Origin of the sequence: Azohydromonas caseinilytica, assembly GCF_012927045.1 — a bacterium.
In the GTDB taxonomy this organism is placed as follows: Bacteria; Pseudomonadota; Gammaproteobacteria; order Burkholderiales; family Burkholderiaceae_C; genus Azohydromonas; species Azohydromonas caseinilytica.
Genome location: NZ_JABBFW010000005.1, coordinates 196,619 through 216,556, shown reverse-complemented (window position 1 = coordinate 216,556; position 19,938 = coordinate 196,619). Strand labels below are relative to the sequence as shown.

At 71.5% G+C, this 19,938-nt stretch carries 15 protein-coding genes and 1 pseudogene; 3 read left to right on the top strand and 13 right to left on the bottom strand.

Annotated features, from left to right (window positions below):
* The first annotated feature begins 17 nt into the window (after positions 1-17).
* Both HHL10_RS09670 and ccoG read left to right on the top strand, forming a co-directional pair.
* Positions 18-512 carry an RrF2 family transcriptional regulator gene (locus HHL10_RS09670; RefSeq protein ID WP_169160148.1) on the top strand — a complete coding sequence of 165 codons (495 nt, stop codon included), beginning with the start codon at positions 18-20 and terminating at the stop codon, positions 510-512.
* 132 nt (positions 513-644) lie between these two features.
* Positions 645-2,069 carry a cytochrome c oxidase accessory protein CcoG gene (ccoG, locus tag HHL10_RS09665; RefSeq protein ID WP_169160147.1) on the top strand — a complete coding sequence of 475 codons (1,425 nt, stop codon included), beginning with the start codon at positions 645-647 and terminating at the stop codon, positions 2,067-2,069.
* A 73-nt stretch (positions 2,070-2,142) separates the two neighbouring features.
* Here the strand turns inward: ccoG and HHL10_RS31160 are convergent, their stop codons facing one another.
* The 13 genes and pseudogenes from HHL10_RS31160 to HHL10_RS09605 form a co-directional block, all read right to left on the bottom strand.
* The gene (locus tag HHL10_RS31160; protein ID WP_169160146.1) at positions 2,143-3,870 is read right to left on the bottom strand and encodes a methyl-accepting chemotaxis protein; all 1,728 of its coding nucleotides are present in this window, start codon (positions 3,868-3,870) and stop codon (positions 2,143-2,145) included.
* A gap of 322 nt (positions 3,871-4,192) precedes the next feature.
* Positions 4,193-6,130, bottom strand: a complete 1,938-nt coding sequence (locus HHL10_RS31155; RefSeq protein WP_310734563.1) for a methyl-accepting chemotaxis protein — start codon at positions 6,128-6,130, stop codon at positions 4,193-4,195.
* A 289-nt stretch (positions 6,131-6,419) separates the two neighbouring features.
* Positions 6,420-8,603, bottom strand: a complete 2,184-nt coding sequence (locus tag HHL10_RS09650) for an SDR family oxidoreductase (RefSeq protein ID WP_169160145.1) — start codon at positions 8,601-8,603, stop codon at positions 6,420-6,422.
* Positions 8,603-9,898 carry a UDP-galactopyranose mutase gene (gene glf, locus HHL10_RS09645; RefSeq protein WP_310734572.1) on the bottom strand — a complete coding sequence of 432 codons (1,296 nt, stop codon included), beginning with the start codon at positions 9,896-9,898 and terminating at the stop codon, positions 8,603-8,605. The genes HHL10_RS09650 and glf overlap by 1 nt, the downstream gene beginning before the upstream one ends.
* Before the next feature lie 180 nt (positions 9,899-10,078).
* The gene (locus tag HHL10_RS09640; RefSeq protein ID WP_169160143.1) at positions 10,079-11,716 is read right to left on the bottom strand and encodes a nitrite reductase; all 1,638 of its coding nucleotides are present in this window, start codon (positions 11,714-11,716) and stop codon (positions 10,079-10,081) included.
* On the bottom strand, positions 11,713-12,933 hold the full coding sequence (gene nirJ / locus HHL10_RS09635; RefSeq protein ID WP_169160142.1) for a heme d1 biosynthesis radical SAM protein NirJ: 1,221 nt from the start codon (positions 12,931-12,933) through the stop codon (positions 11,713-11,715). Before nirJ ends, HHL10_RS09640 begins: the two co-directional genes overlap by 4 nt.
* A gap of 3 nt (positions 12,934-12,936) precedes the next feature.
* On the bottom strand, positions 12,937-13,446 hold the full coding sequence (gene ahbB, locus HHL10_RS30170; RefSeq protein WP_310734571.1) for a siroheme decarboxylase subunit beta: 510 nt from the start codon (positions 13,444-13,446) through the stop codon (positions 12,937-12,939).
* A gap of 135 nt (positions 13,447-13,581) precedes the next feature.
* Positions 13,582-14,019: pseudogene (locus HHL10_RS31330) on the bottom strand (Lrp/AsnC family transcriptional regulator); the annotation flags it as partial.
* Positions 14,012-14,995 carry a siroheme decarboxylase subunit beta gene (gene ahbB / locus HHL10_RS09625; RefSeq protein WP_169160140.1) on the bottom strand — a complete coding sequence of 328 codons (984 nt, stop codon included), beginning with the start codon at positions 14,993-14,995 and terminating at the stop codon, positions 14,012-14,014. The gene ahbB (HHL10_RS09625) and the pseudogene HHL10_RS31330, both read right to left, overlap by 8 nt.
* Positions 14,992-16,200, bottom strand: a complete 1,209-nt coding sequence (locus HHL10_RS09620) for a cytochrome D1 domain-containing protein (protein ID WP_169160139.1) — start codon at positions 16,198-16,200, stop codon at positions 14,992-14,994. The genes ahbB (HHL10_RS09625) and HHL10_RS09620 overlap by 4 nt, the downstream gene beginning before the upstream one ends.
* On the bottom strand, positions 16,197-16,535 hold the full coding sequence (locus tag HHL10_RS09615) for a c-type cytochrome (RefSeq protein ID WP_169160138.1): 339 nt from the start codon (positions 16,533-16,535) through the stop codon (positions 16,197-16,199). The genes HHL10_RS09620 and HHL10_RS09615 overlap by 4 nt, the downstream gene beginning before the upstream one ends.
* A 16-nt stretch (positions 16,536-16,551) precedes the next feature.
* Positions 16,552-16,866 carry a c-type cytochrome gene (locus HHL10_RS09610; protein ID WP_169160137.1) on the bottom strand — a complete coding sequence of 105 codons (315 nt, stop codon included), beginning with the start codon at positions 16,864-16,866 and terminating at the stop codon, positions 16,552-16,554.
* A gap of 105 nt (positions 16,867-16,971) precedes the next feature.
* Positions 16,972-18,708, bottom strand: a complete 1,737-nt coding sequence (locus HHL10_RS09605) for a nitrite reductase (protein ID WP_169160136.1) — start codon at positions 18,706-18,708, stop codon at positions 16,972-16,974.
* Between the two features lie 147 nt (positions 18,709-18,855).
* Between HHL10_RS09605 and cobA the strand changes: the two genes are divergently transcribed.
* Positions 18,856-19,674 carry a uroporphyrinogen-III C-methyltransferase gene (cobA, locus tag HHL10_RS09600; protein ID WP_169160135.1) on the top strand — a complete coding sequence of 273 codons (819 nt, stop codon included), beginning with the start codon at positions 18,856-18,858 and terminating at the stop codon, positions 19,672-19,674.
* Positions 19,675-19,938: the final 264 nt, after the last annotated feature.

Genomic DNA, 19,938 nt, shown 5'->3' with positions numbered 1-19,938 from the left:
ACAAGGACACCCCCGCCATGCGCCTGACCGCCATGACCGACTACGCCCTGCGGCTGCTGATGCACGTGGGCCAGCACCCGCAGCGCCTGTGCACCATCGCCGAGGTCGCGCGCGCCTACGGCATCTCCGAGGCGCACCTGATGAAGGTCACGCACCGCCTGGCGCTGGGCGGCTGGCTGGAGACGGTGCGCGGCAAGGGCGGCGGCATGCGGCTGGCGCTGCCGGCCGAGCAGATCCACCTGGGCGCCGTGGTGCGCTGCATGGAGCCCGATTTCGCGCTGGTCGAATGCCTGGCCGTCGGCGGCCACGACTGCGGCTGCGACGACACCGCGCCGCCGCCCGCCGGCGGTTGCGCGCTCGACGGGCAATGCGCCCTGACCGGCGTGATCGGCGGCGCGCTGCAGCGCTTCATGCAGCACCTCGACGCCCACACCCTGGCCGACGTGCTGCCCGGCGCGCCGCAGCCCGTGCGGCTGCTGCGCCCGGCGGCGCTGCCCACCGCCGCCGCCTGACCCCCTGATCAATACCGCGCGCCCGGCAGGAATTCCCGTTGGTTCCCCTTTCGTGCCGCCGCAACGTCGAGCGCGACGCTGTGCCTTCCGCCTGAAGATACATTTCGCGCGCATCTCCGAAAGCGATTTCCCGTGAGCAAGCCCGCCGCCAAGGTCATCCCCATCCAGTCCGTCTCGCTCTACCAGAAGCAAGCCAAGATCTATCCCAAGGCCGTCAGCGGCTGGTTCGCGCGCTGGCGCTGGGTGATGGTGTGGCTGACGCAGCTGTTCTTCTACGGCGCGCCCTGGCTGCAGTGGAACGATCGCCAGGCCCTGCTGTTCGACCTGGAGCAGCGCCGCTTCTTCCTGTTCGGGCTGGTGCTGTACCCGCAGGACCTGATCTACCTGACGGCGCTGCTGGTGATCTCGGCGCTGGGCCTGTTCTTCTTCACCGCGGTGGCCGGGCGGCTGTGGTGCGGCTACGCCTGCCCGCAGTCGGTCTACACGCAGATCTTCATGTGGGTCGAGCGCCACACCGAGGGCGACCGCATCGCGCGCATGCGGCTCGACAAGGCGCCGTGGAGCGCTGAAAAGCTGCTGCGCAAGGGCGGCAAGCATGTGGCGTGGGTGCTGATCGCGCTGGTCACCGGCTTCAGCTTCGTGGGCTACTTCACGCCCATCCGCACCCTCACGGCCGAGCTGATGAGTTTCAGCCTCACCGGCTGGGAAGCGTTCTGGGTGCTGTTCTACGGCTTCGCCACCTGGGGCAACGCCGGCTTCATGCGCGAGCAGGTGTGCACCTACATGTGCCCCTACGCGCGCTTCCAGGGCGCGCTCATCGACCGCGACTCGATGATCATCACCTACGACGCCCCCCGCGGCGACCCGCGCGGCTCGCGCCCGCGCTCGGCCGACCCCAAGGCACTGGGCAAGGGCGACTGCATCGACTGCGGCCTGTGCGTGCAGGTCTGCCCCACCGGCATCGACATCCGCAACGGGCTGCAGGTCGAGTGCATCGGCTGCGCCGCCTGCATCGACGTGTGCAACGGCGTGATGGACAAGATGGGCTACGCCAAGGGCCTGATCCGCTACTCCACCGAAAACGGCGTGGCGCAGGCGCTCAGCCGCGCGCAGATGTTCGCCCGCGTGCTGCGTCCGCGCGTGCTGATCTACGGTGCGCTGCTGGCGGCGGTAAGCATCGCCTTCATCGCCAGCCTGGCGCTGCGCAACCCCTTCCACGTGGACCTGATCAAGGACCGCAACACGCTGGCGCGCATGGTCGAGGACGGCCGCGTGGAGAACGTGTACCGGCTGCAGCTCATGAACGGCACCGAGAGCGCGGCGCGCTACCGCGTCAGCGTCAGCGGGCTGCCGGGGCTGACCATCGCCGGCGCCTCGGAGCTGGAAGTGCCGGCGGCGCAGATCGGCTCGCTGCCGCTGCAGCTGCAGATCCCGGGCGAGGAGGCGCAGCAGCTGCAGGGCCGCTCCAGCCCGGTGCTGGTGGAGGTGGCCCGGCTGCTGCCCGACGGCTCGCAGCAGGTGGTGCGGGAGAAGACGACCTTCGTGGTGCCGCGCTGAGGCGTTGGGCTGAATGAGAAAAGGGGCCTCGCGGCCCCTTTTTCGTTGGCGCAGGGCCTGTCGCCCCCGGGCTTCAGAACGTCGTCCAGTCGTCCGTGCCGGTGCGGGCCTGGTCCGCGTCGGTGGCCAGGGCGGGCGCCTTGGCGGCGCTGCGGCGCTTGAAGTCGGGGTGCGCGACGTTGCTGGCGGAGTGGCCCATGTCGCGGTTGGCGGCTTCCTCCTGCGGCGCGGAGAAGGCCACGGGGGCATGCTCTTCGTGCAGCAGGCGGAACACCGCCACCGCCTCCACCAGGCGCTGCGCCTGGTTCTTGAGGCTGTCGGCCGCGGCGGCGCTTTCCTCCACCAGCGCGGCGTTCTGCTGCGTGACCTGGTCCATCTGGCCCATGGCCTTGCCCACCTCCGACACGCCGCGGAACTGCTCGGCGCTGGCGGTGCTGATCTCGCCCATCAGGTCCGTGACTCGCTTGATGGCCGTGACCACCTCCTCCATGGTGTGGCCGGCCTCGTCGGCCAGGTCCGAGCCCATGCCCACGCGCTGCACGCTGTCGGTGATGAGGTCCTTGATCTCCTTGGCGGCCTCGGCGCTGCGCTGCGCCAGGCTGCGCACCTCGCCGGCCACCACCGCGAAGCCGCGGCCGGCCTCGCCGGCGCGCGCGGCCTCCACCGCGGCGTTGAGCGCCAGGATGTTGGTCTGGAACGCGATGCCGTCGATGACGCCGATGATGTCGGCGATCTTCTTGGAGCTGGCCTCGATGCCCTTCATGGTCTCGACCACCTGGGCCACCACCCGGCCGCCGCGCGCGGCCACGTCCGAGGCGCCCTGCGCGAGCTGGTTGGCCTGCTGGGCGCTGTCGGTGTTGTGGCGCACGGTGCCGCCGAGCTGGCCCATGGAGGCGGCCGTCTGCTGCAGCGAGGCGGCCTGCTCCTCGGTGCGCTGGCTCAGGTCGTGGTTGCCCTGGGCGATCTGCGCGCTGGCCGTGGCCACGCCCTCGGCGTTGCGGCGCACATGGGCCACGGTGTGGGTGAGCTTCTGCTCCATGGTGGCCAGCGCGCGCAGCAACTGCGCCGCCTCGTCATGGCCCTCGGCGTGCACGCCGGTGGTGAGGTCGCCCTCGGCCACGCGCAGCGCCACCTCGCAGGCGTTGCGCAGCGGCCGCGTGATGGAGCGGGTGATGCGCCAGGCCAGCAGCGCCGAGGCCGCCAGCATCGCCAGCGCGCTGGCGATGAGCAGGTTGCGCGCCGAGACGTAGGCCGCCGCGGCCTCGTCGCTGCTGCGCTGGTTGGTGGCTTCCTGCAGGCGGATGTTCTCCTCCAGCAGGTCCTGCCAGCGCTGGGTCAGGGGCTGCGATTCCTGGATCAGCGCCGCCACGGCCTCCTGGCGCTGGCCGGACAGGCCGAGCTGGATCACCTTGTTGTTGGCCGGGCGCGAGGCGTTGCGGGCCTCGTCCACGCGCGCCAGGTGCGTCTTGAACTCCTCGCTGGCGGGCAGTCGCCCCAGCGCCTCGCGCGCGCGGTCGTAGGCGTCGCGGAACTGGACGATCTTCTGGCCCTCGGCCTCGATGGCGGCCTTGTCCTCCAGCAGCATCAGCGTGCGCATGGAGCGCAGCACCTGATGGATCGCGTCGTTCATCTGGTGGCTGATCGTGATCTTGGCGTTGTTCTCCTGGACGATCCGGTCCAGGTTGCCCTGGATCTGGCCGAGCTGATGGATGCCCAGCCCCGACGAGGCCAGCGCCATCAGAAGGACGAGACCGAAGGCCGCGCCAAGGCGATGCCCGATGCGGAAGTTGGCAAGTTTCATGTGGGGTCCTGCATTTGTTGGATGAAACACCGCGGCGAGCACCTGTCCCGGCTGGGAGCCGGGCCTGGCGCGCAGCAGGCCACGAGGCCCGCGTGCACAACCGACCTGGGGAGTTCCGCGGACTTCCCCTCAAAGTGCGCCGCTGCTGTAGATCAATCTAACAACGAATATTTACAAAACCCTTAGCAAATCTTGATGTGTTTGCCTTTGACTTGTGATAAGCGGCCCGAAAAAACGGACAGCGGCGGGCTTCAGGAAAAAGACCTCGCGCCGCCCGCAAGCCGCGGACGAGGCGAGGTCTGGTGCGCGGGCGCGGGCCGGCTTAGAACGAGGTCCACTCCCCGTCTTCGTCGTCCGTGCCGGTGCTGGTGCGGCTGGCGGTGCCGGCGGCCGCAGCCGGCGCACCGGCGTCGCGCGGCGCCTGGCGCTGGAAGTCGGGCCGCGTGACGTTGCTGGCGCGGGTGGGGCTGCGGCGCTCGCTGCCGTCCCAGCCGGTGGCCGTGGCGGTGGGCGCAACGGCGGCCGGCGCGGCGGGCTGCTCCGGGGCGGCGGGGCGCACGGCCGGCACCGCGGCAGCCCGGGCGGGCAGGGCGGGCAGGGCGGGGCGGCTGGGGGCCGGCGCCATGCGCGTGCCGGCACCGGCGGCGGCCAGCGCCATGTCCCCGGCCGCGAGCCGGAACACCGCCACGGCTTCCACCAGGCGCTGCGCCTGCTGGCTCAGGCTCTCGGCGGCCGCGGCGCTTTCCTCCACCAGCGCGGCGTTCTGCTGCGTGGCGCGGTCCATCTGCGTCACGGCCTCGGCGACCTGGCTCACGCCCTGGCTCTGCTCCTGGCTGGCATGGCTGATCTCGCCCACCAGGTCGGTCACGCGCTTGATGGCGGTGACCACCTCCTCCATGGTGCGGCCGGCCTCGTCGGCCAGGTCCGAGCCCATGCCCACGCGCTGCACGCTCTCGGTGATGAGGTTCTTGATCTGCTTGGCCGCCTCGGCGCTGCGCTGCGCCAGGCTGCGCACCTCGCCGGCCACCACCGCGAAGCCGCGGCCGGCCTCGCCGGCGCGCGCGGCCTCCACCGCGGCATTGAGCGCCAGGATGTTGGTCTGGAAGGCGATGCCGTCGATCACGCCGATGATGTCGGCGATCTTCTTGGAGCTGTCCTCGATGCCGCGCATGGTGTCCACCACCTGCGCCACGACCGTGCCGCCGCGCACGGCCACTTCCGAGGCGCCCTGCGCGAGCTGGTTGGCCTGCTGGGCGTTGTCGGCGTTGTGGCGCACGGTGCTGCCGAGCTCGTCCATCGCCGCGGCCGTTTCCTGCAGCGACGAGGCCTGCTGCTCGGTGCGCCGGCTCAGGTCCTGGTTGCCCTGGGCGATCTGCGCGCTGGCCGTGGCCACGCCCTCGGCATTGCGCCGCACCTCGCCCACGGTGCGCACCAGCTGGTCGCGCATGCCAGCCATGGCCGCCATGAGGCTGTCGTCGCGGGCGCCGCGGTGGCCGGCCAGCTCGACGCCGAGGTTGCCCTGCGCGATCTCGCGCACCGCCTGCGCCGCCTGCTCGGGCTCGCCGCCGAGCTGCCGGCTGACGCTGCGCGCGATCCACACCCCCAGCGCCAGCGCCAGCCCTACCGCCAGCAGCGGGCCGGTGAAGAGCACCGCCATGTTGGCGCTGCGCGTGGACTCCGTGGTGGCGCTGCTGGTGGCCAGTAGCACGCCCTGGGCCTTGTCGAACTCGGCATGCACGGCGCGGAAGTTGTCCATGGCGGCCTGGTCCATGCCGTTCATGAACTCGCCCACCAGGTCCGCCATGTAGCCCTGGCCGGTGGCGATGCTGCGCCGCTGGCTCATCATCGGCGTGGCCACCTCCTCGAACTCGGTGCGCCGCGTCTTCATGAGGTCGAGCCGGCGCTCCTGTTCCTCGTCGCCCTGGGCGAACTGCCGGGCCTGGCTCCAGTGCTGGTCGAAGGTCTTGCGGCCGGTCTCCCAGGTGGCGAGGAAGCGCTCGTCGCCGCTGAGCAGGAAGCCGCGCACGCCGGCCTGCATGCCCAGCATGTCCTGCAGCATGCCGCTGGAGGCCACCAGCGCCTGCTGGGCCCGCGCGCTGGCCTGTTCGGCCGCCTGCAGCCGGTAGGCGCTGTACAGCGACACGCCGGCCACGGTCAGCAGCACCAGCACGACGGCGCCGAAGGCCAGCAGCAGGCGCCGCGCCACCGTCATGCGCCCAGCCCGGCCCGGAGCCAGAAACGACAGCGTGCTCATGCTCATGAGCCACCTCCCATGCGGGCGTGCAGGGGGAAGAGAGAGGCTGGCGTGGCGCAAATAAAGCCTGCGCCGAGCTGCAAGATGGCCGGCATGGTCGTCCTCCAGGGTGGTCGTCAGCAAGCCGGGCCCACCTGCAGGCGGACCTGGCACCGTACTAGGGATGGAGTGGCCCGCACCGCAGCGGGCGCAGGATCATGCCGCGCAATGTAACGAAGAATTACTGCGAGAAATCAATGCGCTGCACTTTCCTTGATCCAGGCGAAAGCACAGCGGGAAGGCTTGTGCGCAATTTTCAACGGCCGATGCCGAAGGCTGCCGCCGGCGGCGCCTCGTTCAGCAAGCGGGGCGCGTCGGCCAGGAAGCGCTGCAGCGCGTCGTCCAGCGCGGCGGTGAACTCGCCGTGCTCGCTGCCCAGCACGCTGTAGGGCGGGCGCGCGGCGCGCAGCCCCAGCGTGTCGCTGCCCACGCCCTGCACCAGGTGGCGCGGGTGCCCGGCGGCCTCGGCGGCGCTGCAGGCGAAGTCGTACCAGCTCACCGCGCCGCGGTTGGCCACGTGCCACAGGCCGCTCTGGCCGTCGATGAGCAGGTCCAGGCAGGCGTGTACCAGGTCGGGCACGTAGGTGGGCGAGACGACCTGGTCGTGCGGCGCCGTCCACGGCTCGCCGCGCGCCAGGCGTTCCAGGCCCACGTGCAGGAAGTTGTAGCGGTCCCAGGGGCCGAAGAAGGCGCTGGTGCGCACCACCAGCGCCTGCGGCAGCCGGGTGAGCGCCTGCTCGGCGCGGGCCTTGGCCAGGCCGTAGGCATTGAGCGGGTTGACCGGGTCGCTCTCGCGGTAGGGGTGCTGCTGGCGCCCGTCGAACACCAGGTCGCTGGAGAAGCTCAGCAGCGGCACGCCCGCGCGGGCACAGGCGCGCGCCAGCGTGATCGGGCCCAGCGCGTTGTCGTGCCACTGGCGCGGGTCGGACTCGGCGTCATCCACGCGCACGTAGCCCGCGGCATTGATGACGGCCCAGGCGTTGCTGGCCTCCAGCAGGGCGCGCACGTCGGCGCTGCGGGTGATGTCGAGCTCGTCGCGGCGCAGCAGCCGGTAGGGCAGGCCGCGCTGGCGGCACAGCCGCGCGAAGGCCTGGCCCAGCGTGCCGCGCGCGCCCACGATCAGCAGCGGCCGTCCGCCGCAGCGCCGGGCCTGTACCTCGCCGTGCGGCGGGTAGGCATGGCGCTCCTCGCGCTGCCACCAGCCCGGGCCCTGCAGCACCGGATGCGCGGGCGCGCGCCCGGCGCCCAGGTCGCGCGCCAGCGCCGCCAGCGCGGTTTCGCGCGGCACGGGGCCGCGCACGTCCCAGGCGCCGCTCTCGTAGCGGCCGCGCGGCTGCGTGACGAGGCTGTCCCAGTCGAAGGTGCCGAAGGCGGCCCACAGCGTCAGCGCCTGCAGCCGGACGCCCTGTTCGCGCAGCTGCTGTGCGGTGTTCCAGGTCTGCACCAGCCAGCGCATCTGCTCCTCGCGGGTGCAGCCGATGTGGACCTCGGTGATGGCCAGCGGGTATTGCGGATAGCGCGCCGCCACCTCGCGCAGCCGCGCCTCGAAGCCGCCCACGTGCGCGCCGAGCACGCGCACGGCCTCGGTGTCGACGTAGCGGTCGCGGCCGTTGCCGCCGTGCAGGTGCGCCGGGTAGCGCTCCAGCCGGTGGTCCAGGAAGCGCTCGCTGGTGACGTAGCAGTTGATGCCGATGAGCATGTCGGCGTCGGGCTCGCGCAGCGCGGCCAGCTCCGCCTCGGTGGCGCCATGGGCGAGCAGGTAGCCGCGCATCGGGTGGCGCTCGTCCACGCGGCCGGCGAGCAGGTCCAGCGCCAGCCAGCGCCGGGCGTTGTCGTGCCGCGCCTGGTACTGCAGCTCGGGCGTGGAGTGGATGAAGCCGATGTCCTCGGTCTGCACCAGCCGCGCCCGCGGCTGCACGGTGCGGATGGCGCGCATCGCGGCGGCCGTGCCCAGCACCTCGTTCATCAGCGCGCGCACGAAGCCGTGGCCGTCGGCGCGGTGCGGGTACCACAGGCCGTACAGGCCCGAGAAGCGCGCCGTGGTCACGGGCTCGTTGACGGGGGTCCAGTCGGTGGCCCAGGGGTAGCGCTCGGCCACCGCGCGCGCGTAGGCCTCCAGCTTGGCGGGGAAATCCGGGTCGAGCAGGCTGGTGTGCATGGGGCCGCTGCCGTGGTGCAGCAGGCCCACGATCGGCTCCAGCTTCAGCTCGCGCAGCCGCGCCATGCGCGCGTCGGCCCAAGTGAAGTCCGACGTGCCGTCAGGCTGCTCGGTGCGCTCCCACAGCAGCGGGAAGCGGATGCGCCGCGCACCCAGCGAGGCCAGGCGGTCCAGATCATCGAGCCGCTCGGCGAAGCCGCTGCACTGGAGCTGATCAAGGTAGCGGTCGCCGACGCGATTGACGGTCGCCTCGGGGGCGGCCCACAGCTCCAGCCCCGCCATCACGAGGCGGTCGTGCCGTTGAGCGTCGCGCCGGACGCGGGCAGCTCGCGGCGCGTTCGCGCCGGCGCCGCGGCCAGCACGGCGGCGGCCGTGCTGCCTTCCAGCGCCGTGGCGGACGCGCCCGTGGCGGGGCGCAGCGTCTCGTTGGCGCTGAGCTCGCCCTTGAGCCGCTTGAAGGTGGCCAGCGCCTGGGCCACCACCTGGTCCATGTTGTAGTACTTGTAGGTCGCCAGCCGGCCCACGAAGCTCACGTTGGAGAGCTTGTCGGCCTCCTCCTGGTAGAGGCGGTAGACCTCGGCGTTCTGCGGCCGCGGCACGGGGTAGTAGGGGTCGCCCTCGTCGCAGGGATACTCGTACACCACGGAGGTCTGGGCATGGGCCTGGCCGGTGAGGTGCTTGAACTCGGTGATGCGGGTGTAGGCGTAGTCGTTGGGATAGTTGACCGTGCCCACTTCCTGGAAGCGCTCCTGCGGCAGCGTCACGTGCTCGAAGCGCAGGCTGCGGTAGGGCAGCCGGCCGTGGCGGTAGTGGAAGTAGCTGTCGATGGGCCCGGTGTAGACCATGTGCCGCCACGGGATCAGGTGCTCGATCTCGCGGTAGTCGGTGTTGAGCATGAGCTTGATGTTCGGGTGCGCGAGCATGCGCTCGAACATGCGCGTGTAGCCCGCGCGCGGCATGGCCTGGTAGGTGTCCGTGAAGTAGCGCGCGTCGCGGTTGCAGCGCGTGGGCACGCGCGCGGTGACGCTGGCGTCGAGCTCGGACGGGTCCAGGCCCCACTGCTTGCGCGTGTAGTTGCGGAAGAACTTGTTGTAGAGGTCGCGCCCGACCTTGGAGACCACCATGTCCTCGGAGGTCTTCACGCGCTCGATCTTCTCGGCCATGGAGGCCAGGAATTCCTCCATCTGCAGCGCCGTCAGGCTCATGCCGTAGAGGCGGTTGACGGTGTCGAGGTTGATGGGCATGGGCAGCAGCTGCCCATCGACGCTGGCGAGCACGCGGTGCTGGTAGGGACGCCACTCGGTGAACTGCGACAGGTAGTCGAAGACATCGGCCGAGTTGGTGTGGAAGATGTGCGGCCCGTAGGGGTGGATGAGCAGCCCGGCGTCGTCGTAGCGGTCGTGCGCGTTGCCGCCGATGTGCGTGCGCTTGTCGACGATGAGCACGCGCAGCCCGAGCTGGCTGGCCAGCCGCTCGGCCAGCACGCTGCCGGCAAAGCCGGCGCCGACCACGAGCACATCGAATCCGCCAGAGGCGGCGGCCGGACGCAAAGGCGCGACCAGGCCGGGGGCATTGATGGAACCCACGGGCATCTCCTGTTGAAGCTTTGAAAGGTCAAAGGCTTCAGCGGCAATGCACGTGCCGAGGGTTTTTCCTGGGGAGTGGGGCGGGGTGGGTCGCAGCGGGCGTGCAAAAACGGCCCGCTGCGCGGCGGCAGCGGGCCGTGGTCCCCGGTCGGATGTCCAGTGATGCAAACCTCAATGCGAGGTCCCCTCCGACCGCGTGATCTTGTTCCACACGTTGTACTTGCCCACCGGCTTGCTCATGGGCAGACGCTTCACTTCCTTGAGCGTGGTGGCGTCGAAGACGATGAGCGCGCCGTCCATCTCCCAGACGCTGACCAGCGCGTAGCGGCCGTCCTTGGTGAACTCGGTGTGCGCCAACGTGCGCCCGGGCTCGCGGATCTGCGCCGCCACCTGCAGCGTGCGCTTGTCGATGAGCGTGAGCGTGTCCTTCGCGCCCGGGCTCATCATCGAGTCGGTCCAGGCGTAGGGCGTGGCCTCGTGGCTGCGCATGAAGAAGCCCGGGCCCGGCGTGGCGATGCTGCGCAGCGGCTTCCAGCTCTTCATGTCGATCACGTCGATGGCGCCGCCCTGCAGGTTCGGGCTGGCCAGCACCGTGGTGCCCTGCCACGCGAAGGTGATGCCCGAGCCCAGGTGCGGCATGCCGGCAATGGGCAGCTCGGCCACCTTCTTGCGGATGTCCAGGTTCACCACCTGCGCCGTGGGCACCGGTGCCGCCCCGGCGTCCGAAGCCGCCGAGGCGGCCGGCGCCGCCGCCTTCTCCTTGGGCCGCGTGGCACCCAGCGCGTACCGGTAGCTCTGGTCGAAGAAGAAGTCGTCCAGCGGCTCGTCCAGCCGCGTGCGGCGCACGCCGAAGGTGCCGGGCGTGGCGATGCCTTCGCCCATCTTGTAGTCGTGCACGTAGCCGTCGAAGATCGGCTCGGCCTTGGGGTCGTAGCTGATCTCCCACAGCTCCGCAATGTCCTTGAGCGCCACGACGAAACTCTTGCGCGGCGCGGCGTCGTACACGGCCGAGACGCGCGAGCTGGCCTTGCCGTCCAGCGTGGCGGCGGCGTAGCTCTTCACGAGGTTGAGGTTGGCATCGAACAGCGCCAGCGTGTGCGGCAGGTAGTTGGCCGCCATCACCCACCGGCCGTCGCCGCTCACGGCCACGTTGCGCATGTTCAATCCCGCGCGCACCTCGGCCACCACCTGCAGGTTCCACAGGTCGTACTTGGTGATCCAGCCGTCGCGCGAGCCGAAGTAGACGAAGCGCCCGTCCGGGCTGAACTTCGGGCCGCCGTGCAGCGCGAAGCGCGAGGCGAAGCGGTGGATCACCTCGAAGCGGTCGCCATCGACCAGCGACACGTGATGGTCGCCGCCTTCCACCACCACGAACAGGTTCATGGGGTCGGCTTTCCACTGCGGCTTGTTGGGCAACTCCTTGGCCTGGGGCGTCTCGGTGCGCGAGGCGCGGATGTCGGCCTCGCTCCAGCTGGGTGCGGGCGACACGGGCGCGTAGATCCACTGCGCCAGCGCCTGGATCTCCGTACCCGAAAGCTTTTCGGCGAAGGCCGGCATCTGCGTGGCGGCGCGGCCCTGGGCGATGACGCGTTGCGCCTCGGCGGGCTTGAGCCGCTCCAGGCTCTGCGGCAGCAGCGCCGGGCCCATGCCGCCCAGGCGCTGCGCGCCGTGGCAGGCCACGCAGTGCTGCTCGTAGAGGGCGGCCGGGGAGGGCGGTGGCGCGTCGGCGGCGCGGGCCAGGTCCACGCCCAGGGCGACGAGCCCGGCAGCCAGCGCCAGGCGCCCCGCGGTGTGCAGCGCCGGTCTCATGACGCCCTCGCCGCGCGCGGCTGCGCGCCGAAGGGCGTGATCTCGATGCGCCGCGCCGGCTGCGCCAGCCCGATCTCGGCGTCGTCGAGGTAGCAGCCCGGGTCCTCGGCCCAGGCGTTGCCGGTGAGCTGTTGCGCGCGCACCCGGGTGTTGCCGCCGCAGATGGCCAGGTACTGGCAGCCGGCGCAGCGTCCGCCCACGGCGCGCGGCTGCTGCTTGAGGCCGGCCATCAGCGGGTCGGAGAGGTCGTTCCAGATCCGCGAGAAGGGCCGCTCGCGCACGCTGCCCAGGTCGTGGTGCCACCACATGGTGTCGGGGTGTACGTGGCCCAGGTTGTCGATGTTGGCCACGTTCAGCCCCGAGGCGTTGCCGCCCCACTGGCGCAGGTGCGCCTGCAACTGCGGCGCCCACTGCGGCAGGCGCTCGCGCGCCCACATCAGCAGGAAGGGGCCGTCGGCGTCGTTGTTGCCGGTGACGTACTCCTCGTTGCCGCCGCGCCGGGCGTCTTCCCAGGCGCGGTCGAACAGCCCGTACAGTGCCGCGCGCGTGGCGGTGAAGCGCGCGTCGCGCCCGCGGTGCAGGTTGCCGCGCCCGGCGTAATTCAGGTGCGAGAAGTAGAACTTGGGGATGCCCTCGGCGCGCATGAGCTCCAGCAGCGGCACCAGGTCCTGCGCGTTCATGTCGGTCATGGTGTAGCGCAGGCCCACGCGCACGCCGCGGTCGCGCAGCAGCCGCACGGCGCCCAGGCTGCTGTCGAAGGCGCCCTCCAGCCGCCTGAAGCGGTCGTGCACCGCGCCGATGCCGTCCAGGCTGATGCCCACGTAATCGAAGCCGACTTCGGCGATGCGGTCGGCCCAGCCGGCGTCGATGAGCGTGCCATTGGTGGACAGCCCCGTGTAGAAGCGCATCTCGCGCGCGCGGCGGCCGATGTCCAGGATGTCGGGCCGCAGCAGCGGCTCGCCGCCGGAGAGGATCAGCACCGGCACGCCGAAGGCCTTCAGGTCGTCCATGACGCCGAAGACCTCTTCGGTGCCCAACTCGCCCGCGTACTCGTGGTCGGCCGAGAAGGCGTAGCAGTGCTTGCAGGTGAGGTTGCAGCGGCGGATGAGGTTCCAGATTACGACCGGGCCGCGCGGCTTGCGGCTGGCGGCCAGCGGGTAGGTGCCCTTGCACTCGGCCTGCGCCAGCGCGTGCATGTAGTGGGAGATGCGGAACATGGCTCAGTCCCCGGTGGTGGGGTGAAGGCGCAGCCCGGTCTTCTTGAGCACCGCGCTGCTGAACAGGATGTCGTGCCCGCGGCAGGCCGGCCCCAGCAGCTCGGCGATGCCGCGCGCCTGCGCCAGCACCGCCTCGCGCGAGCGGCCGTGCAGCATCGCGAACAGGTTGTAGGGCCAGCCCGGCGCGTGGCGCGGGCGGCGGTAGCAGTGGCTCACGCCGGGCAGCCGGCCCACGGCCTCGCCCAGCGCATCGACCTGCGCGTCGTCCACGTCCCACACGCTCATGCCGTTGGCGGTGAAGCCCAGCCGCACGTGGTGCGGCACGGCGCCGATGCGGCGGATCAGGCCGCGCGCGAGCATGTCGGCCAGCGTGCGGCGCACATCGAGCGCGTCGGCCCCGACCACCGCGCCCACGGCCTCGTAGGGACGCTCGACCAGCGGCAGGCCGCTCTGCGTGGCGGCCACCAGCGCGCGCTCGAAGTCGGTGAGCGGCTGGCTGTCGCCCTGCGGCACGGGCAGCGGCTGCTTGGGGCAGGGCGCGTCCTCGCCGCCGGCGGCGGCGCGCAGCGGCAGCCGCAGCTCGACGTGGTACTCGCGCTCCTTGGGGAAGGCCAGCACCTGCAGCCCGGTGGCCTGGCCGATGCGCGACAGCGCCGCCTGCGCCAGCGCCGGCGTCTCGCCCGCGACCACGAACCACATGTTGAGCCGGTGCTCGCGCCGGTAGTTGTGCGCCACCTCGGGCATGGCCTGCAGCAGCGCGGCCACGGCGTCGAAGCGCTCCTCGGGCACCTCCATGGCGGCCAGCACGAACAGGCCGCCGGCGCGCTCGATCTGGAACAGCGGCCCGAAGCGCGTGAGCAGCCCGCGCGCGAGCAGCCGGTGCAGCCGCTGGATCACCTGCGCCTCGCCCATGCCCAGGCGCTGTCCCACCTCGGCAAAGGGGCGCTCCGACAGCGGGAAGCCGCCGTGCAGTTCCTCGATCAGCAGTGCGTCGGCCAGGCTCAGCGGTGGCTGCGGCGCGTCCGGGGCGCGGCCGTCGTTGCCCGCGCAGCGGGTGGCGGCCGGGAGTGAGGCTTGATCAGGCATGTTGAAGCTCCTGCGGCGTGCCGAAGTAGCGCGCGCCGCGCTGGGTGAAGCGGCGGCGGCTGAAGAGCACGGCGCGCGGCCCGGACAGCAGGCCGGCAGCCGCCGCGGCGGCCTCGACCTGCGCCAGCACCTGCGCGCGCTCGCGCCCATGCACCATGGCGTAGAGGTTGAAGGGCCAGCCCGGGGCGCGGGCGCGGCGGTAGCACAGCGTCACGCCGTCCTGCCGCGCCAGCAGCGCGCCGGCGGCATCGACCTGCGCATCGGGCACGTCGAACACGCACATCGCGTTCTGGTCGAAGCCCAGCTCGTGGTGGCGCACCACCACGCCGAAGCGCCGCAGGGTGCCGCGCGCCAGCCAGCCCCGCAGCGTGCCGAGCACCGCGCCGGTGCCGCGGCCCAGTTGCGCGGCCCAGGCGGCGTAGGGCTCATCGGCCAGCGGCAGCCCCTCGCCGGCCAGCGCGGCCAGCGGGCGGTCGATGGCTTCCACCGCGGCGCCGGTGGTGGCCCGGGCCGGGCCCGCGCCGCGCCGCGTGGCGCCCAGCAAGTCGAAACCGAGGTCGATGCGGTAGGCGCGCAGCATGGGCAGGCGCAGCGCCGTCAGCCCGGTGGCGACATCCAGCCCGGCGACGGCGGCCTCCACCGCGGCGCGGCTGCTGCCCGTCATCACGAACCACAGGTTGAAGCGGTGCTCGCGCTCGTAGTTGTGGTTGACGCCGGCGTGCGCCGACACGAGGGCGGCCACGGCCTCGAGCTGCTGCGGCGGCACCGCGTAGGCGCACAGCGCCGCGGCGCCGCCCGCGCCCGCGGCAAACACGCCGCCGATGCGGCTGAGCGAGCCCTCGGCCCGCAGCGCGCGGTATTGGCGCAGCACCTCGGCGCCGTCGCAGCCCACCTCGGCGCCCAGGGCCTCGAAGGGACGCGGCAGCAGCGGAAAGCCGTGCTGCCAGTCGTTGAGCAGGCGCAGGGCGGTGCTCACAGTCCCACCCTCCCGGCGCGGCTGGTGAAGAAGATGCCGCTGGGCGAGGCCAGCGGCAGCTGCGCCAGCGTTTCGAAGCTGTCGGTGGCGACCACCGAGACGCGATTGGCGTCGCGCGAGCTGATCCACACCGCCTCGCCGCGCGGCGTGAACTCCAGGTGCAGCACCGCGGCGCCGGGCTCCAGCGTGCGCACCACGCGCTGCGTGGGCGTGTCGATGACCTGCACGCGGTGGTAGTCGGGCACGGCGAAGTTCACCCACACCTGGCGCCCGTCGGGGCGCGCCATCACGAACACCGGCTGCCCGGCCACGGGGATGCGGCCGACCTCGGTCCAGCTCTCGGTGTCCACCACCAGCACCTCGTGGCGCCCGATGGCGGGCAGGTAGGCGCGGCGCCCGGCCACGGCCCAGCCGCGCAGGTGCGGCATCTTGAACACCGGCAGCGGCGCCTCGCCGCGGCCGTAGCCGGCCAGGATGCGGCGCGCACGCGGCTGCGCCTCCCACAGGTCGATCAGCGCCAGCCCGTCCTCGCCGAACAGGCCGGCGATGTAGTGGCGGCCGTCGGGGGTAACCAGCGCGTCGTAGGGTTGTTTGCCCACGTCGCGGAATTTCGTGAGCTGGGGCGACTTGGGATCGGCGAGGTCCGCGATCCAGATTTCGCCCGCATCGAACAGCGAGTAGATGAAGCGGTGGCCCGGCAGGTCGGCCAGGCCCACCACGCGCGAAGGCTTGCCATCGGCATCGGCGGCCGGGATGTCGGCCACCAGCGCCAGCGTGTGCGCGTCGAACACCTTGATGCCGCCGGGCTGGTAGTTCTGCGCGGCGACGAGGCGGCCGTCCTGCGAGATGGCGCCGCCGATGGAGTTGCCGGCCTGCAGCACGCGGCCGGTGATCCTTTGCTGCAGCAGGTCCACGCGGCTCAGGGCGCCATCGCGGCCGAAGACGAAGGCGCTGGCGCCGTCACGCGAGAACACCACCGAGGCGTGCGAGAGGTCGCCCAGGCCGGCGACCTCGGCCAGCACGCGCGGCCGGCTGGTGTTGACGATGGCGAGCTTGCCATCGGCGCGCTCGACCACCACGCCGAGGTCGCCGGTGCCGGTGGAGGGCGTGGCGGGGGAGAGCAGGGACGGCGTGGCGCAGCCGGCCAGGCCGGCCAGCGCGGCGCTGCCGGCGGCGGACTGCAGCCACTGGCGGCGGTTGATCATCGCGATTCCTCCGGCACGCCCGCGCGCAGGCGCTGGGCGAGCCATTGCGCCTCCTCGGCGCTCATGAAGCTGCTCCAGCCGGGCATGGGCGTGCCCGGCCGGCCGTGAAAGATGGTGGCGGCCAGGCTGTCCGGCGGTATCTGCGCCAGCGCCTGGCGCGTGAGGGCGGGGCCGAGCCCGCCGGTGAGCCGCATGCCGTGGCAGGAGCCGCAGTCCTGGCGCAGCAACCGCAGCAGCTGCGCCTGGCGCGCGGCCCCGGGCTGCGGCGCGGCCTCCTGGGCCGGCGCGCCGGCGCAGGCGAGCGCCAGCGCCAGGGCGGACAGCAGCGGCTTCATGGTCGTCGGCCCGTTCTCAGGACTTGAGGATCTGCTCGACCACGGCCTGCAGGTCGGCGTCGCCAATCTTGGCGGCGTCGTGCGGCGGCATGGGGATCGGGCCGAAGCTGCCCGCGCCGCCCTTGCGCACCTTGGCCGTGAGCTGGGCCACGGCGTCCTGGCCCTTGTACTTGACGGCGATGTCCTTGAAGGCCGGGCCGACGAGCTTCTTGTCCTTGGCATGGCAGGCCATGCAGCCGGCCTTGTTCAGCGCCGCGTCGGCATCGGCGAAGGCGGGGGCGCTCAGCAGCGCCGCGGTTGCGGCGGCGGTGGCGATCAGCAGGGATCTCATGGTGGTGTGTCCTTGGCGGGGCTGCGGCCCTCACCCCTGCCCCTCTCCCGCAAGCGGGCGAGGGGAGGGCCAGGCATCAGCCCGTTGCAGGCTCAACAGCGACGCTCAGTACACGTCGTGCTGGGTGTTGTGGATGTTGAAGTGGCCCGTGGGCGTGACCAGGCGCGGGTCCTTGATCACGGCCTTGAGCTTGAGGGTCTTGTCGTCCACCACGACCAGGGCGCTTTGCTTGTCCTTGGCCGACCACACCGAGAACCAGACCTCGTCGCCGGCCTTGTTGAACTCGGGCTGCACCACGCGCATCGCGCCGCCGTCCTTCAGGCCCGCCCACTCGGCGATGGGCAGCACGGTGAAGCCCTTGTCGAGGTTCCTGATGTCGTACACCGCCACCGACTGCGACAGCTTCGGGTCGGGGTTGAGCGGCGTGTCCACGTACAGGTGCTGCGACTTCGGGTGGCTCTTGAGGAACAGGTTGCCGCCGCCCTGGCCCTTGAGCGTCTGCACCACCTTGAAGGCCTGGCCCTTGTGCTTCTCGGGGTCGGTGCCGATCAGGGAGATGGTCTCGTCGCCCAGGTGGCCCGTGGCCCACACCGGGCCGAACTTCGGGTGCGTGAAGTTGGCGCCGCGGCCCGGGTGCGGGATCTTGCCCACGTCCACCAGCGCGGCGAGCTTGTCCTCCTTGGCGTCGATCACGCCGACCTTGTTGGACTGGTTGGCCGCCACCATGAAGTAGCGCTTGCTCGAATCCCAGCCGCCGTCGTGCAGGAAGCGGGCGTTGGCCACCTCGGTCACCTTGATGGCATCAAGGTTGGAGTAGTCCACCATCAGCGTCTTGCCGGTTTCCTTGACGTTGACGATGAACTCGGGCTTGTAGTGCGAGGCCACGATCGAGGCCACGCGCGGCTCGGGGTGGTACTCCTGCTTGTCCACGGTCATGCCGCGGGTGCCCATGATCTTGAGCGGCTCCAGCGTGTCGCCCTTCATGATCACGTACTGCGGCGGCCAGTAGGCGCCGGCGATGGCGAGCTTGTCGGTGAAGTCGCCGTCCTTGCCCTTGTACTTGCTGGTGTCCACCGAGCGCGCTTCCAGGCCGATGCGGATCTCGGCCACGTTGTCGGGCTTGGGCATCCACAGGTCGATCATGTTGACCCTGCCGTCGCGCCCGATCACGTACAGGAAGCGCCCGGAGGCCGAGGTGCGCGAGATGTGCACCGCGTAGCCGGTCTTGACGATGTTGATGATCTGCTTGGTGTCGCCGTCGATGAGCGCCACCTCGCCGCTGTCGCGCAGCGTGGTGGAGAAGATGTTGGCGATGTTGTAGTGGTTCTCCTTCTTCGTCGGGCGCTTCTCGGGCGGGATCAGCACCTTCCAGGTGCCCTTCATCTCGGCCAGGCCCCACTCCGGCGGCTGCGGCGGGTCCTGCTGGATGTAGCGGGCCATGAGATCGACTTCCTTGTCGTCGAACTCGCCCGAGGTCAGCCAGTTGGGCATGCCCGCGGCGGAGCCGTAGGCGATGAAGACCTTGAGGTAGTCGGTGCCCTTTTCCAGCGTGATGTCGGGCGTCAGCGGCTTGCCGGTCGCGCCCTTGCGCAGCACGCCGTGGCAGCCCGCGCAGCGCTCGAAGTAGATCTTGCGCGCCTTGTCGAACTCGGCCTGCGTCATCGGCGGGGCCTTGGGATTGTTGCTCTGGTACATGGGCTCATGGGCCAGCGGCGAGGTGCCGGCCTGGTAGCCGACCTCGGGCGGCGAGACGTGGGGCTTGGTGTCCTGCGCCTGCGCCTGCAGTGCCACGGCCGCGATGAAGGCCGCGGCGGCCAGGGGGGTGAGCTTGTTGGACTTCATGCGGGTTCTCCGTGAGAGGCAGCGTCGTGCTGTGCCGGGAGTGATGCTCCGCGCGCACCCGCATGCCGTCCTTGAACTGGTTCAAGGACGCCGGCGCGGCCTCGCGGAACCATGGCAACCAACGCAAACGACACGAACGGCCCCGCCATGAGCGTCCTCGACGAACCGCTGCACTTCAGCCCCGCGCCGGCTGCGCTGGCGCCGCGCGCGGCCCGCGTCACGCTGGTGGGCGCCGGCCCCGGCGACCCGGACCTGCTGACCGTGCGCGCCGAGCGCGCGCTGCGCGGCGCCTCTCTGGTGCTGTACGACCACCTGGTGTCGCGCGAGGTGCTGCGCCTGGTGCCGACGGGCGCGGACCTGATCTACGTGGGCAAGGAAAGCGCGCACCACACGCTGCCGCAGGAGGACATCTGCGCGCTGATGGTGCGGCTGGCGCGCAGCGGGCGCGCGCTGGTGCGGCTCAAGGGCGGCGACCCCTACATCTTCGGCCGCGGCGGCGAGGAGGTGCAGGCGCTGGCCGCCGCGGGCGTGCCCTTCGAGGTGGTGCCCGGCATCAGCGCGGCGCAGGCCGCCGCGGCCGAGTCCGGCATGCCGCTGACGCACCGCGACCATGCCGCCTCGGTGGTGCTGGCCACCGGCCACCGCCGCGCCGACAACACCGACATCCTGGACATGGATTGGGCCGCGCTGGCGCGACCGCGCCAGACCGTGGTGATCTACATGGGCGTGGGCACGCTGCCCACGGTGTGCGCGCAACTGATGCTGCACGGCCTGGCCGCGGACACGCCCGCGGCGCTGGTGGAGCGCGCCTCGCAGCCGGGCAGCCGCCGCGTGGTGGGCACGCTGCAGACGCTGCCGGTGCTGGCACGGCTGCACGAGGTGCGCCCGCCGGCGCTGCTGATCGTCGGCGGCGTGGTCGCGCTGCATGCCCAACTGGCGCCGCGCGGCCAAGCCGTCTTTTCGTGAGGACTTTCGTGATCCCGTTGACCTGAAGGAGGAACCTGAGCGGGTAAGGCAACCGCTTGTTTTTTGTGTCCACCCTTCGTGCACCGCCCGCCGGCTCCGGCCGGCCGCGGTGGCGTTACGGGGCCGGCATTGCCGGCCCTTTTTTCTTCATGGCAAGCCGCTTTGCGCCACTGCAACAGGCATGCGGACTGCCGTTTCTCTGGAGGCTGGCCGCCGGTGATACTGCCCCCGCCACCTCGTACCCGGCCCGCGCCGCGGCGGGCC